A 19,199-nucleotide genomic window follows, 5' to 3' on the forward strand; every position below is an offset into this window, starting at 1 on the left:
CCCATCGCCCGGGGCCCTTCCGGGCCCCCGCTTTCGGCGTGCCCCCGGTGTCCCGCCGACACCGGGGGCCTTGCCATGTCGGGGGTCGGTACGGCCGGCCCCACCCCTACCCCCGCCCTCGCCCTGTCGCCGTCGCCGTCGCCGGGTCAGGCGGTGGCCGAGCGGTACTTGCGCACCGCGAGGGTCCGGAAGACGACGATGATCAGGGCCGAGTAGATCAGTGACGCCCAGACCGGGTGCTGCATGGGCCAGGCGCCCGACTGGGACTGGCCCGGGTTGGCGAACAGGACCCTGGCCGCCTGGACGGTGGCGCTGAACGGATTCCACTCCGCGATGTGCCGCAGCCACGGGGTCATGTGGCTGGTGTCGACGAACGCATTGGAGATGAAGGTCACCGGGAAGAGCCAGATCAGCCCGCCCGAGGTGGCCGCCTCCGGGGTGCTCACGGACAGGCCGATCAGGGCGCCGATCCAGGTGAACGCGTACCCCAGCAGGAGCAGCAGGCCGAAGGCGCCGAGCACCTTGAGGGCGTTGGTGCTGCCGTCCGACCCGACGCGCCAGCCGACCAGGAGGGCGACGACGGCGAGGACGAGCAGGGTCAGCGCCGTCTGGACGAGGTCGGCGAGCGTGCGCCCGGTGAGGACCGCGCCACGCGCCATGGGCAGCGAGCGGAAGCGGTCGATGAGGCCCTTGTGCATGTCGTCGGCGATGCCCGCGCCGGCGCCCGCGGTGGCGAACGTGACGGTCTGCGCGAAGATGCCGGCCATGAGGAAGTTCTTGTAGTCGGTCGCGCTGGTGCTCGCGCCGATCTGCATGGAGCCGCCGAACACATAGGTGAACAGCACCACGAACATGATCGGCTGGATGATCCCGAAGATGACCACCTCCGGGATGCGGGACATGCGGATCAGATTGCGCTTGGCGACGATCAGCGAGTCGCGGATCAGTCCGCTGACGGGGTTGACGGGGGCCGCGACCCGCGCGGCATCGGTGACGGCGCTCATTTCACGGCCTCCTTGCGGCTGTCGCCGCGGCTCTTCCCGCCGCCTCTGCCGGCGGTGTCGTCCTGGGGTCCGCTCTCGGCGACATGGCCGGTCAGGGACAGGAAGACGTCGTCGAGGGTGGGCCGGCGCAGCCCGACGTCGTCCATCTCGATGCCGCGGGTGTCGAGTTCGCGGATGACCTCGGCGAGCAGCTTGGCGCCGCCGGTGACGGGCACCGTGAGCTTGCGGGTGTGCTCCTCGACGGTGGTCTCGCCCTTGCCGAAGCCACGCAGCACCTCGGCGGCGGCCGGGATGTGCTCGCGCTCGTGCACGACGACCTCGATGCGCTCGCCGCCGGTGCGGGCCTTGAGCTGGTCGGAGGTGCCCTTGGCGATGACCCGGCCCTGGTCGACGACCGCGATGTCGTGGGCGAGGTGGTCGGCCTCCTCCAGATACTGCGTGGTGAGCAGCAGCGTCGTGCCCCCGGAGACCAGTTGCTTGATGACCTCCCAGAGCTGCTGGCGGTTGCGGGGGTCGAGGCCGGTGGTCGGCTCGTCCATGAACATCACGGGCGGCGAGACCACCAGGGCGGCGGCGAGGTCGAGGCGGCGGCGCATGCCGCCGGAGTAGGTCTTGGCGGTGCGGTCGGCGGCGTCGGTGAGGTGGAACTGCTCCAGCAGCTCCTGCGCACGGGTCTTCGCCGCTCTCGCGCTCATCTGGTAGAGCCGGCCGACCATCTGGAGGTTCTCCCGGCCGGTGAGGTATTCGTCGACCGCGGCGAACTGGCCGGACAGTCCGATGGAACGGCGCACGGTGTCCGGGTGCGCGAGGACGTCCACGCCCGCGACGACGGCCTTGCCGCTGTCGGGCCGCAGCAGGGTCGTCAGACAGCGGACCGTCGTCGTCTTGCCGGCGCCGTTCGGCCCGAGCAGTCCGAGGACCGTGCCCTCGGGGACATCGAGGTCGACGCCGTCCAGTGCCTTTACGTCGCCGAAGGTCTTGACCAGGCCTTCGGCATAGATGGCGCCTGGCATGTGAGTCTCCACGTCGTCGGGGATTCTTCGGAAAGGCTAGGTTCGTACGTTCTGTTCCGCCCGCGGTTTTCCGTACTTCGGACTCCCGGAGGCGTCCGCACAACACACCATAACGCGATGTATCGCGTCTCTCAACGGTCCTCTCCCGAAGCCGACCCGAACGAGTGACGCGCACGACTGCGGCCCCGGCCGACGGTGACGTCGGCCGGGGCCGTGAGGGCTGAACGGGCTGTGCGAGCTGTGCGGACTGTGCGGACTGTGCGGACTGCGACGCGGCGGCGGGCGGCGGGGCCGGGGCTCAGTCGATGACCGTGTATCCCGCCTCGCGCAGGGCGTCGCCGACCTCCGCGCAGTGGGCCGGGCCCTTCGTCTCCAGGTGCAGCTCCACCTCCGCCTCGGAGAGCCCGAGCCGCGGGTCGGTCCGCACGTGGCTCACGTCGAGGACGTTGGCGTCGGCCTCCGACAGCACCCCGAGGAGCGTGGCGAGGGCACCGGGCCGGTCGGTCAGGCGCAGCGTGACGGCCAGGTAGCGGCCCTGCGCGGACATGCCGTGCCGCAGGACCCGCTGGAGCAGCACCGGGTCGACGTTGCCGCCGGACAGCACGGCGACGACCGGGCCGGGGAAGGAGCGCGGGTCGCTCAGCAGCGCGGCGACCGGGCTCGCGCCGGCCGGTTCGACGACCAGCTTGGCCCGCTCCAGGCAGAGCAGCAGCGCGGCGGACAGCTCGTCCTCGCCGACCGTGCGGACCTCGTCGACCAGCTCGGCGACGATCCGGAACGGCACGTCGCCGGGCCGTCCGACCTTGATGCCGTCGGCCATGGTCACCGGGTTCCCGATCGCCACGGGCCGGCCGGCGGCCAGCGAGGGCGGATAGGCGGCCGAGCCCTCCGCCTGCACGCCCACGATGCGCACGTCGGGCCGGATCGACTTCACGGCGACCGCTATCCCGGCGGCGAGCCCGCCGCCGCCGATGCCGACGACGACCGTGCCCACCTCCGGGCACTGCTCCAGGATCTCCAGGCCGACCGTGCCCTGCCCGGCGATGACGTCGGGGTGGTCGAAGGGGTGGATGAACACGGCGCCGGTCCGCTCCGCGTACTCCTGCGCGGCGGCCAGCGTCTCGTCGACCACCTGGCCGTGCAGCCGCACCTCGGCGCCGTACTCCCGGGTGGCGCTGATCTTCGGCAGCGGGGCGCCGCACGGCATGAACACCGTGGCGTGCACGCCGAGCAGCGCCGAGGCCAGCGCGACGCCCTGCGCGTGGTTGCCCGCGCTGGCCGCGACCACGCCGGCGGCGCGCTCCTCGGGCAGCAGCCCGGCGATGCGCACGTACGCGCCGCGCAGCTTGAACGAGCCGGTCCGCTGGAGGTTCTCGCACTTGAGGTGCACCGGGGCGCCGACCAGCTGGGAGAGGTGCCTGCTGCCCTCCAGTGCCGTCGTACGGGCCACGCCCGAGAGCATCTTCTGTGCGCCGCGCACGTCGTCGAGGGTGACGGGCCACGCGGAACCGGCCGTGCTGTAGCTCATGGCCCCAGTCTCGCAGTTCACGCTTGCGCGCAGCTGTTGTGACCAAGCTCCGAGACCGGTTTGCGCAGCGCCGGTACGGCCCGCCGCCCGGCCGCGTACCCTGTCCCCCAACCCAGCACTCTTCGATGAAGTGAGCCTCCGTCCATGCCCACAACACCTGAAATGTCGATGGACATGACGACCGTCGGTGACACCGGTCTCCTCGACGCGATGCAGCACGAGGTGGCGGTGTTCGCCCGCCGTGCCGAACAGACCCGGCTCGGCGGTGTGGGGCAGGTGCGCAACTCCATGGACCGCGCCGCGTACCTGCTGCTCAACCGCCTCGACAAGGAAGGCCCAATGGGCGTCAAGGCGCTGGCCGCGAGCATGGGGATCGACTCGTCGACGGTCACCCGGCAGGTGGCTCCGCTGGTCGACACCGGCCTCGTCAAGCGCACCTCGCACCCGGAGGACGGGCGCGCGGTGGTGCTCCAGCTGTCCCCGCGCGGGCTGGCCCGGCTGGAGGAGGTGCGCTCCTCTCGGCGTCAGCTGATGGCCGAGCTGACACACGACTGGGCACCCGAGGAGCGCGAGGCGTTCTGCGCGCTCCTCACGCGCTTCAACACCGCCCTGTCCGCCCGGATGGCCGTCCCCGGAATGCCCGCGCCGGAGACCCCGCCGGCCTCCTGAGGCCCCCCTCGCCGGCCTTCCTTCCCCTCCCCACCGGCGTCCCGCCCGCTCTCCCGCGCCCGCCCCGGGTCGCCGCCTCGGCCGTCCTCGGGTCCCCGTCCCGGCCGTCCCGTGGGCCCCGGCCCTTGACCTGGGGCCGCCACTGTCCTCATATGAGACCGGGTCCTGTGTCGTACGGGTGACCGATCGCGTGCGCGGGGCCCCCAGGCGGGGAGATCCGGCGGGGAGTTGCGGTGCGAGAGCGGCAGACGTCCCAGGGCGCCCGCCGGGCCCGGGAGTTCGAGGCGTTCGTCGCGGGCGCGGCAGGGCGGTTGCTGCATGCCGCGACGCTGCTCACGGCGGAGGCGCCGGACGACAACCCGCGCGCGCGACGTCTGCTGACGCTCTCCCTCGCGCACACGTACGCGTGCTGGAACCGGCTGCGCGGCGAGGATCCGTACGACCGCACGCGGCAGTACCTCGCGACGCGCTTCGCCCGCACGATCTGGCACCGGTACGGCGGTCTCGGCCGGAGCCGTCCGCATCCGACGGGCCCGCTGGCGGCGCTCACGCCCCAGGAGCGGCTGATCGTCGTCCTGCGGCTGTACGAGGGGGTCGCGGAGGAGCAGGCCGCCGCGCTGCTCGGGCTGCCCGTGGAACGGGTGCGCGCGATCTGCGACCGCGCCACGGCCGCGCTGCTGCACCCGCCGCGGGAGCGGGCGTCGGCGGTGCCGAAGGTGGCGCCGTCATGAGGCGGCGGGGCGACGGGAGGCGCTGGTGAACCGGCCCGAGCGGGAGGCCGCGGTGCGGCGGATCATGGAGCGGACCCATCCGCCGGTGCCGCCCGGCCTGTACGAGGAGGCGGTGCGCCGGGGCGGGCACCTGCGGCGGCGCCGGGCGGCGGCCCGCAGGCTGCTGTGGCTGCTGCTCGTGGCCGCCGCGGTGGCCTTCACCGTGTGGGCGCTGTGGGCACGGCCCTGGGTGGAGCCGCCGTCGCAGACGACCCCACCGCTGACCGGCTGGTGACGCGGACGCCGCCCGTCCGGGCAGGCGTCCGCGCGGTGCCGGCCGGGTGCTATCCGAGCGCCTGCCGGAGGTCCTCCAGCAGGTCGTCGACGTTCTCGATGCCCACGGAGAGACGGACCAGGTCGCCCGGGACCTCCAGGGCGGAGCCGGCCGCGGAGGCGTGCGTCATCCGGCCCGGGTGCTCGATGAGCGACTCGACTCCGCCCAGGGACTCGCCGAGCGTGAACATCTCGGCACGGTCGCAGACCTCGACGGCCGCCTCCTCGCCGCCCGTGACCTGGAAGGAGACCATGCCGCCGAACGCCTTCATCTGCTTGGCGGCGATCTCGTGACCGGGGTGCTCGGGCAGGCCCGGGTACAGGACGCGCGTCACGCGCGGGTGGCCGGTGAGCATGTCGGCGACGCGCGCGGCGTTCTCGCTGTGCCGGTCCATGCGCACGGCGAGCGTCTTGGTGCCGCGCAGCACCAGCCAGGAGTCGAAGGGACCGGCGACGGCGCCCATCGCGTTCTGGTGGTACGCCAACTCCTCGCCGAGCGCCTGGTCGGCCACGATCAGGGCGCCGCCGACGACGTCCGAGTGGCCGCCCATGTACTTGGTGAGCGAGTGCACGACGACGTCCGCGCCGAGCGACAGCGGCTGCTGGAGGTAGGACGTCGCGAAGGTGTTGTCGACGACGAGGCGGGCGCCCGCGTCGTGGGCGACCTGGGCGACGGCGGCGATGTCGGTGATGCCGAGCAGCGGGTTGGAGGGGGTCTCCACCCAGACGGCCTTGGTCCTCGGGGTGAGGGCGGCTCGTACGGACGCGGGATCGCTGGTGTCGGCGACGGACCACTCGACGCCCCACCGGGAGACGACCTTCGCGAAGAGACGGAACGTACCGCCGTACGCGTCGTTGGGGATGACGACGTGGTCGCCGGGGGCGAGCAGCGTACGCAACAGGGTGTCCTCGGCGGCCAGCCCGGACGCGAACGCCAGGCCGCGGCGCCCGCCCTCCAGGGCCGCGAGGTTCTCCTCCAGTGCGGTCCTGGTGGGGTTGGCGCTGCGGCTGTACTCGTAGCCGCCACGCAGACCGCCGACGCCGTCCTGCTTGTAGGTCGAGACCTGGTAGATCGGCGGGACGACCGCGCCGGTGAGGGGATCGGCGGTGTTGCCCGCATGGATCGCGAGGGTCTCGAAGTGCTGACTGATGTGCCTGTCGCTCATGGGTCCTGAGCGTAGTGCGCGCCGGGCGCCGCCGCCGGACGGTGGCCCGTGAGCGCCGGGAGCCGAGGGTTTTCCCCAGGTGCGGGGGCCCGTGCCGGAGGTTTTCCACAGGCGGGCGGGCCGGGGTTGGCCAATTGTCGGCGGCGTCTGGTTCGCTTGAGGCATGGAGATTCTCTGGGTCCTGATGGCGCTGCTCCTGCTGAGCTTCGTGGCGGTTCCGGCGCTGCGTCGCAGGCGCGGCATGATCGAGCGCGTCTCGCCCGACCACCCGGACGCGGCGGACCCGGCGAACTACGGCTTCGTGCGCGAGGAGGAGCTGGACATCCGCATGCCCGGCCCCGACCAGGACCTCCTCGACGTCCTGGAGCTGGTCCAGCGCACCCAGGACTACCGCGCGGCGGCCCAGCTCCTCGCCGGGACGGAGACGGAGGGCGAGCTGCGCTGGCAGCGTGTGCAGGCGTTCGCGGGCGCGGCGGCGCTGGAGCTCCAGCAGCGGCCCGGCGGGGTCAGCGAGACGCCGGGCGGGCAGTGGCTGCGGGTGTGGCGGGCCGAGCAGCCCAAGGACGCGGGCGCGGCGGCGGTGCACGCGGAGTTCCTGGTGCAGCAGGCGTGGCGCACGTCGACGCCGGGCACGGACGACTTCCGGATCATCATGGAGGAGGCCAGGGACACCTGTGGGCAGGCCGCGCTGCTGGCCCCCGGCGACCCGGTGCCGTACATCGTCGAGCTGTCGGTCGCGCGCGGACTGAACTACCCGCGGCCGGAGTTCGAGAAGCTGTGGCTGAAGATCCTCGACCGCGCCCCGGCCCACATGGGCGCCCACCTGGCGGCCCTGCACTACTGGTGCGAGAAGTGGCACGGCTCGCGCGAGCTGGCGTACGAGTTCGCGCAGTCCGCGGCTGCCCGCGCCCCGCGGGGTTCCCTGCTGGCGGCGATGCCGCTGTTCGCGGTGTTCGAGCACCTGCCCGAGGTGAACCTGGTGAGCGGCTTCTACCGGAGCGAGGTCGTCACGAAGGCGATGCACGGCGCGCTGCACGCGGTGCACGCCGCGCGGGCCGACGACCCGATGGCGGCGCACGTGCGGCATCTGCTGGTCTTCTTCCTGGTGCGGGCCGAGCGCTGGGCCGAGGCCATGGACCAGCTGATACACGTCGACGGGCACGTGGGCGCGCTGCCGTGGACCCTGTCGCCCGAGCCGGCCGCCGAGTTCGCGGTCTACCGCGCCCTGGCGGTGGCGGGCTACGAGGCGAACGGAGGCAGCCCGGCGACGCTGCTGAGCTGAGCCGCGGCCGGGCCACACCGCGTCGCACGGACCCCGACCGGGCGGAGCCGGGAATCCGAATTGCCCCTCTGACCTGCGGTGGTGCATACTCCGCATCTGCTCGGCGTCCCCCCACACGCACCGACCACGATGACTGTGCACGGTCATCGGCCGCCGTTCGTTTTGTCATGTCCGGTTCTGGGGTCCTGTGGGGGGATCTGCCCGATGGGCGCAACTCTGCGCGCGCTGCGCGCTCTTGTACTGCTGTGCGGCTTCTATCTGCTGAGCCTCGTGCTGCTCGCGGTGCTGATAGGGCTCGACGTCGCCGCGTTCACCTGGCTGCACGGCCCGGTCGCGGGCAAGCTCGTGATCGTCTCGGTGGTCCTCGCGATCCCCGTCGTCCAGGGCCTGCTGATGCTCCGCACCCCGAAGGGCGAGGACCCGGCGGGCATCCTGGTCACCGAGGCCGACGAGCCCCGGCTGTGGGCACTGGTGCGGGAGCTGGCCGAGGCCGCCGGCACCCGGGCCCCGGGCCGGATCGTGCTCACGGGGGACGTCAACGCGGCGGTCGGCGAGGAGCCCCGGCTGCTCGGCCTGCTGCCGGGACCGCGCCGCCTCTACCTGGGCGTACCGCTGCTGACCGGGCTGAGCGAGGCCCAGCTGCGGGCGGTGATCGCCCATGAGTACGGGCACTTCACCGGTGGTGACACCCGGCTGTCCGCCCTCGTCGTGCGCGGCCGGGTGCAGATCGGGCGGATCGTGGAGCGGTTCCACGCCAAGGCGGACGGCAAGCGGGCCGCCGAGCGCGCCCGGCAGGAGGAGGCGGCCGCCAAGCGCGTCGCCAAGGGGAAGAAGGCCAAGGGGGTCGACACCTCGGGGGCCGGGGTGACGTACCGCGCGATGGCCGCGATCTACACGGCGTACGCCAAGGTCTATCTGCGGGCCACCCTGGCCACGGCCCGCGGCCAGGAGTACGCGGCGGACCTGACGGCCGCGCGGATCGCCGGCCGCGACGCCACCGCGTCCGCGCTGCGCGAGATACCCGCCCTGGACGCGGCGCACGGCTTCTACCTCGACTCGTACGCCGCGCTCGGCCTGCCCCTGCGGCTGATGCCGCCGCGCGGGGAGTTCTTCGGCGGGTTCGGCCGGATGCTGAGTGCCCGCGAGCTCGAACTGGTTCGGCTGCGCGCGGAGTTGCCGACCGAGCCGGAGTCCCCCTACGACTCGCACCCGCCGATCGCCGACCGGGTGCGGCGGATCGAGGAACTGCCCGCCGACGGCCGCGCCGACGAGGGCCGGGGCGCCGCCCTCGACCTGCTCACCGACCCGTCGCGGACGCTGGCCGCGCTGGAGGACGCGGTGCTGGTCGAGGACGTACGGGCGTTCCGGCGCACCGGCGGCTGGGAGGAACTGCTCGACGCCGCCATGACCGAGAACCTCACCGGCCTCGACACCCCGCTGCACCGGGCGCTCGCCTTCTACACCAAGGAGAAGCCGACGCTGCCCGTGCTGCTACGGGTGGTCGAGGAGGGGCAGCTGTGGCGGATGGCGCAGCGGCTGCCGCTGTCCGACCAGGCCGCGGCGGCGAAGGGCCGGGCGTTCCGGGAGTTCGTACGGCCCGTGCTGCGCGAGTCGCTGCGGACCATAGTGCTGGCCGAGTTCAGCGCGCGGTCGCTGCTGCGCTGGGAGTTCTCCTGGGAGCGGGCGGCGACGGCGCTGCTGCCCGGGGAGGCACCGGAGGGTGACGGAGCGGGTGCGCCCGGCTCGGCCGATTCCGCCGAGTCCGCAGGGCCAGCCAGGTCAGCCGGGTCAGCCGGGTCGGCCCGTGCGGGGCTGGAGGCGGCGCTCGACGCGATGCTGGCGGACCGGCCCGACACGGCTCCGCTGCGCGCACTGCTTCCGCCGGCTCCCCAGCCGGCCTGACCAGGCGCCGCACACTCCACGTCCCCGGCCGCACCCACGTCCCCGGCTTCCCCGCCAACCCCCACCCTTCCCCTGCCTCATCTACACCGTTCGCCCCACTCAACCCCCGTCCCCCGAATGAGAAACGGACGACCCCGATGACCGTACTGCTCTGGATCCTGGGCATCCTGGCCGTCCCCACGGCGTTGTTCGCCCTGTGGCTGGCCTGGGTGTTCGTGAAGGAGTTCTTCTCCGCGAGCGCCGACGCCGACGACACCGACGCGCAGGAGGACGCCGAGGCCGCGGAGGGCGCGGCGGCGGCCGAGAAGCTGGGCCTGCTGCCCGTCGAACGGCAGGACACGCGGTACGCCGCCCCGATCCCGGCCGAGTGGCAGTCCGCGCTGGACGCGGCGCGCGGCGGTGACTGGCGTCCGGCCGCCGAGGTGCTGGGCGGCATCGGCCGGGACTGGGACCGCCGGTCGGCGTTCGCGTATCTGCTGGGCAAGAGCGCGGCCGAGGAGGACGCCTGGCTGCTGGCCTGGGAGTCCGACCGCGCCGACGACCCGGACGCCGCGGTGGTCAGGGCGCGCAGCACGGTGATCCTGGCGTGGGAGATACGGGGCGCGAAGCGGGCGCAGTACACGACGCGGGAGCAGTTCGACGGCTTCCACCGGACGCTGGAGCGGGCCCGTGAGGACATCGCGCGGGCCGCGGCGCTCGACCCCGACGACCCGACGCCGTACGTCGCGGAGATCTGGGTCGCGCTCGGGCTCGGCTACCCCAACTCGGAGATGGACCGGCTCTGGAAGGAGATCACGGAGCGGGACCCGTACCACTACGAGGCGCACTTCTCGGCGTTGCAGTACTGGTGCAAGAAGTGGCGCGGCTCGGAGCGGCTGGCGTTCGACTTCGCCGAGCGTGCGGCGGCCACCGCGCCCCAGGGCAGTCTGCTGACGGTGCTGCCGCTGATCGCGCACTTCGAGCACGACGAGTCCGACACCAACGAGGTGGACCGTACGCCGGAGATGTTCGCCCGCGTCGACGCCGGCCTCGCGGACGCGGCCGCGGCGGACCCGGCCCACCCGCGCCTGCCCGAGCTGCGGCACCTGCTGGCGTACTACCTCCACCTCCAGGGGCGCGACGAGGCGGCGGTGGAGCAGTTCAGGCTGGTCGACGGCCATGTGGACGCGATGCCGTGGCGGTACCGGGGGAACAAGGCGGAGTACTACTGCCAGATCCGCAACGCGGCGGTACGGGGGGCGGCGGAGACGGCGTAGGGGGGTACGTCGGCGGGGGGCGGCCGGCCGGAATGCGAAGGGGGACGGGGGACGTTGGAGGGATTGCCGCTCAGGGCGGCACCCCAGCCGGACCGACAGGGAGACCCCATGTTCTTCGGCCGTACACCGCAGCTGCCCACCCGCGAGCAGGCGCTCCAGGGTCGGCCGGTTCCGGTGTTCCAGGTCCCCGACCGTCACACCGTCCTCGGCACCCCGCTGCTCGGCCCGTACCCGGAGGGGTTGGAGACCGCCGACTTCGGTCTGGGCTGCTTCTGGGGCGCCGAGCGCACGTTCTGGCAGCTCCCGGCGGGGGTGTGGACGACGCTCGTCGGCTACCAGGGCGGCTACACCGAGAACCCCACGTACGAGGAGGTCTGCTCGGGCCTGACCGGCCACACGGAGGTCGTCCGCGTGGTCTTCGACCCGGGGCTCGTCTCGTACGACCGCCTCCTGAGGACCTTCTGGGAGTCCCACGACCCGACGCAGGGCTTCCGTCAGGGCAACGACGTGGGCACGCAGTACCGTTCGGCGATCCACACCCACGGGGCCGGTCAGCAGGCCACGGCGGAGGCGTCCCGCGCCACGTACCAACAGGCCCTGACGGCCTCCGGCCACCGCCACCCCATCACCACAGAAATCCTCCCGGCGTCCCCCCGCCCCCTCTACCCGGCCGAGCACTACCACCAGCAATACCTGGACAAAAACCCGGCGGGCTACTGCGGCACGGGGGTCAAGCTAGGTACCCCGTAACGAACTCGGGAGCGTCCTGCCCCACGGTCATCGCGCCGACACCTCAGGAGGTTACGGACAAGTAGCCCGCACCTCGAAGAGCCCAGACGAAGGGTCGCAGCACCCTCGTTCGCAGTGGTACTGCGGCCGGTGCGGCTCGTCGTCGTTCCGGTATCGGGCGAGGTACTTGCGGCCCCATTCTCGAGAGCGTGTCAGATCCGGCTGCGACACCGCACCCGCGCCTGGCCCGCTGGCTGAGCGAGTTCTCCGTCATGCCTGCGCTCACGCTCTGAACCTTTGGCACCGCAGGCTTTGCCGGGGAGGGGTAAGCCAAGCACTCCGTTCGAGACAGACTGAGAAGCGTCGTGCACCACGGGAATCCCTAGATCACGCAAAACGATTCCAAGACCGGGTGGAACAGCTCGCGAGACACGCTGCCGTACCTGCTTGATCACCCTCCGGTTCGCACTAGTGACGCCTAAACCAGGCGCATCCTCTGCGTACGGACGGTAGATTGAGACTGGCGTTCGCATACAGATAAGCGGCGTTGACACGGGGGAAGGGGAGGACGCGTTGGCCTGGGACGAGTGGGAGCAGCTCAAGGCGCTAGCAGCTGAGCGGCACGCGACGAAGATGCAACTGAACCAGCTTCCGGCGGATGCAGGAGGGTCCTTCACGGCGCAGCCAGGGACGAGTTCAGGCGGTTATCACGTCAGCGCATCCTCGCTCGACGGGAGTTCGCATCTGCTCATCGAGATCGCCGGCGTGCTGTACGAGGGGCGCATGGATGGAGAGAACGCCACGATGTGCAGGTCCCCACGCGCCCACGAAGACGTGTCGACCAACGTCACCAACTTCGCCCGCTTCGCGCAGGACCAGTACAACGACATGGTCGTGCTGCTGGCCGCCTTGGCGGGCAATGTCGAGTCGGCGGGCAACACATACACGAAGTACGATCAGCGCGTGAAAGGTCAGTTGCACTCTGTCCTGGTTTGCGGAAGTTACGTAGACCCGAAGGACAGGTGACGGTCGTGGCCTATCGCAAAGACGTCGAGTTCCTGGAGGACTCGAACCCCGCGCTCATCGATCGGAACGCCGCCGAGTTCCGTCGCCTTCACAGGCTGATCGAGACAACGGACGATGGCTTCAGCAAAGCGAACAAGGTCAACTGGCAGAGCGAGGCTCGCGAGCTGTACGCAAGGCGCCTCAAGGAGGCAAAGGAGCTGGCCGACAAGCTTTCCGATGCCTTCCGGAAGGCGAGCGGCGCCTTGGCTACATACGCGGACGCCGTTACGGTGGCCAAAGAGCACTACAAGAACGGAAAATCCAGCGAGGTAAAACTCGTCGAGGTGATGTCACGGGAAGCAAAGGCGGTCACTCCGACGGCCAAGGCCGCCGAACCCCTCCGCCAGTGGGAGGACCTGAGGGCGACGACGGGTGTTGGCGACTGGTTCATGGAGCTGGGCGTCGACGTGGATTCAATCCGTGAGGAAGCCGAGCGCTACTACGGCCAGACGAAGGATCACTACAGCGACGCCTTGCGTGTGGAATCCGAAGCACGCGCGAAGTGCCTGGCAGACATCAAGGATGCCTACAAGTCGATTCCCGATTTCCGGAGTCCGGTCTCGAATCCTGGGGAGTTCCTCAAGAACCTGGGCCCCTTGCAGGCCGAGGCGCGGCAGGCGAGCAGCAACCCCTACGCTCAACTCCCAGGTACAGGTACGAAAGTGGACGCGATTCCCACTCAAGGGAGCAACGTCGTCGCCAATGAGGCTCTCACGCGCATTCAGACTCGCGTCGACGGGCTCCCTGAAGCTGCTGGCGGCAATTACTGGTTGCCGTCGAACTCGGACGACGAGCGCCGCAAGTACATCTCCGACAACAAGGAGCTCATCAAGGCTGCGGCGAAGGACTCCGGCCTGCCGCCCGAAATGATCGCCGGCATCGCATGGCAGGAAGTGCAGGGCGACCCGGGATGGCTGGACGACCTTGCCTACGAGGGGCGCCAGAACCTCCCTGGCACCGACGACCCCGACAGGACATCGATGGGACCCATGTCCATCCAGGTCCGCCGGGCAGCTGAGGTCCTCGGCTACGATCCGCACCACCTCACCGACATGCAACGCGAACAGGTCGTGAGCGCTATCAAGGATCCGGCGAAGAACATCTTCATCTCCTCCGAGTATCTGGCCCAACTCAAGGCGGAGAGCGGCTTCGCCGACACGCCACCGGAGCAGATGACGCGCGAGCAGATGAAGGAACTCGCCGCACGCTACAACGGCGGCCCGTATTACGAGAGTGGTGCCGCGCAAGCGTATGGTCGCGGCTTCGACAGTAAGCTTGACGACGCCAAAGGGGCTTTGCAGTGAACAACGGTGCTGCCTCCCGGGAAGAAACACGTCGAGAGAGCGAAGGTCCCGTTCCGAGCCGAACCGGAACAATCATCTGCGCCTTGCTCCTCATCGCCGGCCACCTGGTAACAGGATTCGTGACGGTCACGGCGTACATGGTCGCTCCGGCGGGCCCCTGGGACACGGAGTCGGTCGCCCACTCAGGCTTTGCCTCGGGCCTTGCACTGGCACTCGCCACGGCCACGGCGCTGCTGACACTCCTCTTCCGAAAAGCGGAGTGGCTGAGGCGCGGCTGGTGGTACGTCCTTCCGGCAGCCCTCGCGGCAGCGGCGCTGCTGCGGCTCTCACTGCTGGCGCCGGAAGTCTGAGCGTGGACGCCTTCCACACGACGAGCACGCCACCCACAGCAAGGGCTGAGGCCCCCGGATGTGTTCGCCCTCAACTCCGTACGAACAGAACGGTCACATGGCAGAGCAGGCTCGCTGGCACGGGCGTCTCCTGCCCGATCGGTGTGGCGCTGGCTGAGGGATGAGCGGCGACCTCGACAGGGACCGCCTGTCCGCACTGTGGCAGCGCCAGTATCCGAAAGGGCCTCCTGCCGCCCACGAACTGCGCACTGTCTACGGCGACGTCATCACCGTGGCATGGTCCTGGGAACCGGGCGGACCGGAACTCCCGGCAGAGCGGCACGGGGTGCACCCCCAGGGCGCCCGGTGGACGACGCTCGCTTACGACGACGATCCCGAACTCCACAGCCGCAGCGCGAGATCCGTGCGGCCCACGGAGCGTCCACGGTCACCGTTTATCAGGCGTACGGTCCGGAGCTCGGTCCGCCCGCCGCCCGGAGGGCAGGTTTCCCGCCGCCTGGAAGCGGGACCGGATGACCTGGATCAAGCCCTCCTTCCTGTGGATGATGTACCGCTGTGGCTGGGCCACGAAGGAGGGTCAGGAGACCGTGCTGGCTGTCGAGATCAGCCGTGACGGCTTCGACTGGGCGCTGCGGCACGCCTGTCTGTCGAGCTACGTCCGCGGTGTGCATACTGATCGCGCCGCCTGGCAGCGTGAGCTGCGACGGGCGCCGGCCCGTGTGCAGTGGGACCCCGAGCGGGATCTGCGCCTGCAACCCCTGCCGTACCGCTCCTTGCAGCTCGGCCTCTCCGGTGAGGCCGTACGGCGTTACGCCGACGAGTGGACGGTCGCCATCCGCGACGTGACCCCGCTCGCCCAGGAGATCCACGCCCTCGTCCGCAACGGCGACCTGGACTCCGCGGCCCGGCTGCTGCCCCAGGAACGTCCCTATTCGGTGGGAGACACGTCCCTCGCCCACCTCCACGGATGACGAACCGCGTCGCCCGGTCTCAGTGGTTCGGGTTCTTGTCGCGGTGGTGTGAGACCTGTTTTCTTGCCGTGTGCCAGCGGGAGCGGGTCTGGTCGACCACGCTGTTCCACTGTCGGCGGACCTCGTGTTCGGACGGGCGGTGGCCCTGGCGGATGCGGTCGAGTTCGTCGGAGACTTCCCGTCCCAGTGCCGCCGACGCGACGATGATGAGCATGGCCGCGAAGATGGCCGAGATCATCGCGAAGACGGCGCCGACCACCCCGTAGCGGGACGCGTAGGAATTGAAGAGTCGCGGCAGGTAGAAGCTCGCGCCCACCGAGTAGGCCGCCGTCAGGACGGCCGCGGTGATGCCGAAGGGGAGCAGGTCGGGTCGGCCGATCCGCTTCGCCGACAGGATCCAGCCACTCCACACGAGGAACACGGCGGTCACCAGTACCAGGCAGGCCGAGGCCGCCAGACCCAGCCAACTCCTGCCGGTGACCGCGGAGAGCAGGCCGGTGACCACGGCGTAGGCACCGAGCGTCAGGATCCACCACAAGCCGTTGCGCGTGTTGCGCACGCTGAGGGGCAGCAGCTCCCACGTCTGTTCGAACAGTCGCTGCGACGCCCGCGCGAAGCTCAGCACGGAGATCGTCAGGAACACCACCCCGAAGACACCCACGCTCACCTCGGCGCCTTCGGCCGGGGAGAAGAGGGAGCTGACCGCCGTGGCGCCCGCTCCGGTGAGGTTGTAGCGCCTGATGATCCGCTCTGCGGCGTCGTAGTGCACGAAGCTGCCCAGCACGGTGCCGACGAGGACGGAGAGCGGGACCAGTGCCGTCAGCGCGCTCGACGCCAGGGCCATCGAGCGGTCGAAACCCACGATCTTCTGAAAGCGGTTGACGACCCGCAACGCGAAGGCGGGGCGCAGCCAGAACGTCAGCGTCCTGGCGAGGCGTTCGCGATTGATCCTCGCCGTCCTGCCCTCCGTACGGATCGGAACCTGTGGAGCGGCGCGAGCCTAACGAAGGGTCGTCGGACGGCCGGAGAGCGACACACACGGCTCACCCGAAGGGCTGTCCCGGCCGTGACCGGCGCGGTGCTGATCGCGGTGGACATCGTCCGCCCCCGCGTCCAGAATGCTCGTGATTCGCAACCACCAACAGCACATCGAGATGTCTGCCCGGTGACGGAGTCGGCGCGGGGTGTGTGTCCCCCTCCGTGCCAGCACTGGACGGTTCCAGGCGGTGACCACGGGTCGGTACTTCGGACACCGACGACCCAGGTGGCCCGTCCCGCCGGGCGGCGAACAGGACTCGCCGTGTCATCGGCGAACTACCGTTCCCTGCTGCGCACCCCCGGCGCGGCGGCCTTCTTCCTGCCGGCCTCGCTCGGACGCGTCGGCGTCGCGATGACCGGCCTCAGCATCGTCTGGCTCGTGCACGGCCGCACCGGCACCTTCGCCACCGCCGGCCTGGTCGGCGGCGGGTTCGCGGTGGCCGAGGCGCTCGGGGCGCCTCAACTGGCCCGGCTCGTCGACCGGTTCGGGCAGACCCGGGTCCTGCCGCCCGCGCTGCTCGCCCACGCCCTCGCGGTCGCCGTCCTCGTGTCCCTGCTCGCCGCGGACGCCCCCATCCCCCTCCTGGTCCTGGGCGGTGTACTGGTCGGGGCCGGTGTTCCGCAGCTCGGCGCGTTGTCCGCGGCCCGCTGGGCGGCGCTCCTGCGCACCGGCCGGGCGGCGGAGCTTCCCACCGCCTTCGCCCTGGAGTCCCTCACCAACGCGACGGCCTACCTCGTCGGGCCGACGCTGGTCAGCGCACTCGCCGCGGCCGGACACCCCGTGCTCGGCATCGTGCTGGCCGCCTCCCTGTCGGTGGCCGGCGGGCTGCTCCTCGCCGCGCAGCACGGCAGCGCGCCCCCGCCGGCGGCCGACGGCGTCGCCCGTGCCCGCGAGGACCGGTCGCTGCTGCGCGGCGCGGTCTTCCTGCTGATGGGCCTCAATCTCGCCATCGGGCTCTACTTCGGCGCCATGCAGGTGTCGGTGACCGCCTTCGTCGTGGAGCACGGCGCCCCCGACGCCGCGGCCCCGGTCCTCGCCGTCTCCAACTGCAGCGGGCTGCTGGCCGGATGGCTCTACGGGCTGCGCCGGTGGCGTACCAGGGCCCCGGCGCAACTGACGGTGGCGACCGGTGTGCTGGCGCTCGGCACGCTGCTCCTGCTCACGGTCGGCTCGCCGTTCGGGCTCGCCCTGGTCGTGGTGGTGACCGGTGCCGCGGTCCCGCCCCTCCTGGCGCTGTTCTCCGTGCTCACCGAGTCGACCGTCCACCGGACCGTCCTGACCCAGGCGTTCTCCTGGCTCGGCTCCGCCAGTGCGGCGGGCTCGGCCGCCTCGGCCGCGGTCTCCGGCTGGGCGATCGACGCGCTCGGGCCGCGCGGTGGCTTCGCGGTCGCCGCCGCGGCCGCCGGCGCCATGGCGCTCCAGAGCCTGGCCGGCCCGCGCCTGCTCCGCCCGCCGGAGGAGGAGCCGACCCGTCCGGAGCCGGGGGCTCGGTGACACGGCCGACGGCACGATGGCAACACGGCAACACGGCAACACGGCAAGACGGCAAGACGGCAAGACGGCAAGACGGCCGTCGGCAGGAGGGTCCAACAGGCCCGTCCGGGCCGGAAATTCGTTTGCCCCCGGGCGACCCGATGCGCGGTAATACGGCGCATGGCGGATATCCAGGGCTCGTACGACGAACTCTTCACGGCGGTGCCGAACATGCTGGCCGGGTTGCTGGACGCCGGGGACGTCGGCGGCTCGGTCGCGGTCTTCGTGGACGGCGAGCCGGTGGTGGACGTCTGGGGCGGTTTCACCGACGCGGACCGCACGAACCCGTGGCAGCGGGACACGATCACCGGTGTCTGGTCCGTCACCAAGACGATGACGGCCCTGTGCGCGCTGATCCTGGCCGACCGCGGTGAGCTCGACCCGGACGCGCCGGTGGCCCGGTACTGGCCCGAGTTCGCCGCGGCGGGCAAGGAGGGGGTGCTGGTACGGCACCTGCTCTCGCACACCGCGGGTCTGCCCGACTGGGACGGGCCGATCGACGAGCTCTACGACTGGCAGGCCGCCACCGCGCGGCTGGCGGCGCTGGCCCCGCAGTGGGAGCCGGGGACCGCGGCCGGCTACCACTCGCTCACGCAGGGGTATCTCGTGGGCGAGGTCGTACGGCGGATCACCGGCCGGAGCGTGGGCGAGTTCTTCGCCGAGGAGGTGGCCGGACCGCTGGGGGCCGACTTCCACGTCGGGCTGCCCGCCGAGCACGACCACCGGGTGGCGCTCGCCGTCCCGCCGCCGTCGCGGGACGAGGACTACGCCGCGAGCGCGCCCGGCGGCAGCACGTCCGCCTCCGGCGCCACGGCCGTACGGCTCCGGGACGGGAACAGCACGGCCTGGCGTCGCGCGCAGATCCCCGCGGCGAGCGGCTACGGCAACGCCCGCTCGGTCGCCCTCGTGCAGTCGGTGCTCGCCTGCGGAGGCGCGGTGCGCGGGGTACGGCTGCTGTCGCCGGCGGGCTGCGACCGTGCGCGGGAGGAGCAGTTCAACGGCGAGGACCGCCTGCTTGGCATGCCGGTCCGTTACGGGCTGGGCTACGGGCTGTTCGGCAACACCTTCGGCTGGGGCGGTTGGGGCGGCTCCCTCGTCATGGTCGACCCCGACAGCCGTATGACGGTGGCGTACGTCACCAACCAGATGCGCGAACCCGGAAACGACACCCGCGGCCTGGAACTGGTGATGTCGTCCTACGACGGCCTCAAGGGCCTGCGCGCCTGATGCGAAGGGCGGGCGAAGCGCGGGAGGGGGCGTGAGCGGGGTGGGCCGCTCCGCCCCAGTGGTGTGTGCCGCTCCGCCCCGGTGGAGGGCGGAGCGGCACACGCCCGGAAAGGGATTC

The 19,199-nt window shown here is 71.3% G+C and carries 17 protein-coding genes and 1 pseudogene; 13 read left to right on the plus strand and 5 right to left on the minus strand.

Annotation, left to right across the window (positions count from 1 at the left end; translation table 11 throughout):
- Positions 1-146 precede the first annotated feature (146 nt).
- The 3 genes from AB0F77_RS01215 to ilvA all read right to left on the minus strand — a co-directional run bounded on the left by AB0F77_RS01215 (position 147) and on the right by ilvA (position 3,545).
- Complete coding sequence (locus AB0F77_RS01215) at positions 147-1,004, minus strand: ABC transporter permease (protein WP_361939369.1); 858 nt, start codon at positions 1,002-1,004, stop codon at positions 147-149.
- Entirely contained in the window at positions 1,001-2,017 is a 1,017-nt protein-coding gene (locus tag AB0F77_RS01220) for an ATP-binding cassette domain-containing protein (protein ID WP_361939372.1), read from the minus strand. Before AB0F77_RS01220 ends, AB0F77_RS01215 begins: the two co-directional genes overlap by 4 nt.
- A gap of 298 nt (positions 2,018-2,315) precedes the next feature.
- Positions 2,316-3,545, minus strand: coding sequence for a threonine ammonia-lyase (gene ilvA / locus AB0F77_RS01225; RefSeq protein ID WP_361939375.1), 1,230 nt, complete (start codon positions 3,543-3,545; stop codon positions 2,316-2,318).
- A 162-nt stretch (positions 3,546-3,707) separates the two neighbouring features.
- On the opposite strand from ilvA, the gene AB0F77_RS01230 reads away from it, so the two are divergent.
- The 3 genes from AB0F77_RS01230 (at position 3,708) to AB0F77_RS01240 (ending at position 5,219) form a co-directional block, all read left to right on the plus strand.
- Positions 3,708-4,214, plus strand: a complete 507-nt coding sequence (locus AB0F77_RS01230; RefSeq protein ID WP_361939378.1) for a MarR family transcriptional regulator — start codon at positions 3,708-3,710, stop codon at positions 4,212-4,214.
- Between the two features lie 233 nt (positions 4,215-4,447).
- Positions 4,448-4,945, plus strand: coding sequence for a sigma factor-like helix-turn-helix DNA-binding protein (locus AB0F77_RS01235; RefSeq protein WP_361939381.1), 498 nt, complete (start codon positions 4,448-4,450; stop codon positions 4,943-4,945).
- Between the two features lie 25 nt (positions 4,946-4,970).
- The gene (locus AB0F77_RS01240) at positions 4,971-5,219 is read left to right on the plus strand and encodes a hypothetical protein (RefSeq protein WP_361939384.1); all 249 of its coding nucleotides are present in this window, start codon (positions 4,971-4,973) and stop codon (positions 5,217-5,219) included.
- Between the two features lie 49 nt (positions 5,220-5,268).
- Here the strand turns inward: AB0F77_RS01240 and AB0F77_RS01245 are convergent, their stop codons facing one another.
- The gene (locus AB0F77_RS01245; protein WP_361939387.1) at positions 5,269-6,423 is read right to left on the minus strand and encodes a cystathionine gamma-synthase; all 1,155 of its coding nucleotides are present in this window, start codon (positions 6,421-6,423) and stop codon (positions 5,269-5,271) included.
- Positions 6,424-6,586: 163 nt separating this feature from the next.
- Here AB0F77_RS01245 and AB0F77_RS01250 point away from each other — a divergent pair, with 163 nt between their 5' ends.
- The 8 genes and pseudogenes from AB0F77_RS01250 (at position 6,587) to AB0F77_RS01285 (ending at position 15,282) form a co-directional block, all read left to right on the plus strand.
- The gene (locus AB0F77_RS01250) at positions 6,587-7,705 is read left to right on the plus strand and encodes a hypothetical protein (protein WP_361939390.1); all 1,119 of its coding nucleotides are present in this window, start codon (positions 6,587-6,589) and stop codon (positions 7,703-7,705) included.
- Positions 7,706-7,909: 204 nt separating this feature from the next.
- Positions 7,910-9,607 (plus strand): M48 family metalloprotease, encoded by a 1,698-nt coding sequence (locus tag AB0F77_RS01255; RefSeq protein WP_361939393.1) that lies wholly within the window; start codon positions 7,910-7,912, stop codon positions 9,605-9,607.
- Between the two features lie 137 nt (positions 9,608-9,744).
- Complete coding sequence (locus AB0F77_RS01260) at positions 9,745-10,863, plus strand: hypothetical protein (protein WP_361939396.1); 1,119 nt, start codon at positions 9,745-9,747, stop codon at positions 10,861-10,863.
- Between the two features lie 108 nt (positions 10,864-10,971).
- Complete coding sequence (gene msrA / locus AB0F77_RS01265) at positions 10,972-11,613, plus strand: peptide-methionine (S)-S-oxide reductase MsrA (protein WP_361939399.1); 642 nt, start codon at positions 10,972-10,974, stop codon at positions 11,611-11,613.
- A gap of 552 nt (positions 11,614-12,165) precedes the next feature.
- Positions 12,166-12,618 (plus strand): hypothetical protein, encoded by a 453-nt coding sequence (locus AB0F77_RS01270; RefSeq protein WP_361939402.1) that lies wholly within the window; start codon positions 12,166-12,168, stop codon positions 12,616-12,618.
- Positions 12,619-12,623: 5 nt separating this feature from the next.
- Complete coding sequence (locus tag AB0F77_RS01275; RefSeq protein WP_361939405.1) at positions 12,624-13,961, plus strand: putative T7SS-secreted protein; 1,338 nt, start codon at positions 12,624-12,626, stop codon at positions 13,959-13,961.
- 83 nt (positions 13,962-14,044) lie between these two features.
- Positions 14,045-14,311 (plus strand): hypothetical protein, encoded by a 267-nt coding sequence (locus AB0F77_RS01280; protein WP_361939408.1) that lies wholly within the window; start codon positions 14,045-14,047, stop codon positions 14,309-14,311.
- A 276-nt stretch (positions 14,312-14,587) separates the two neighbouring features.
- A pseudogene (locus AB0F77_RS01285) lies at positions 14,588-15,282 on the plus strand (DUF4291 domain-containing protein).
- Between the two features lie 19 nt (positions 15,283-15,301).
- Here the strand turns inward: AB0F77_RS01285 and AB0F77_RS01290 are convergent.
- Entirely contained in the window at positions 15,302-16,144 is an 843-nt protein-coding gene (locus tag AB0F77_RS01290) for a hypothetical protein (RefSeq protein WP_361939411.1), read from the minus strand.
- A 438-nt stretch (positions 16,145-16,582) separates the two neighbouring features.
- Between AB0F77_RS01290 and AB0F77_RS01295 the strand changes: the two genes are divergently transcribed.
- Positions 16,583-17,815 carry an MFS transporter gene (locus AB0F77_RS01295; RefSeq protein ID WP_361939414.1) on the plus strand — a complete coding sequence of 411 codons (1,233 nt, stop codon included), beginning with the start codon at positions 16,583-16,585 and terminating at the stop codon, positions 17,813-17,815.
- 159 nt (positions 17,816-17,974) lie between these two features.
- The gene (locus AB0F77_RS01300; RefSeq protein ID WP_361939417.1) at positions 17,975-19,081 is read left to right on the plus strand and encodes a serine hydrolase domain-containing protein; all 1,107 of its coding nucleotides are present in this window, start codon (positions 17,975-17,977) and stop codon (positions 19,079-19,081) included.
- Positions 19,082-19,199 lie beyond the last annotated feature (118 nt).

The organism is Streptomyces sp. NPDC026672 (assembly GCF_040638185.1).
In the GTDB taxonomy this organism is placed as follows: domain Bacteria; phylum Actinomycetota; class Actinomycetes; order Streptomycetales; family Streptomycetaceae; genus Streptomyces.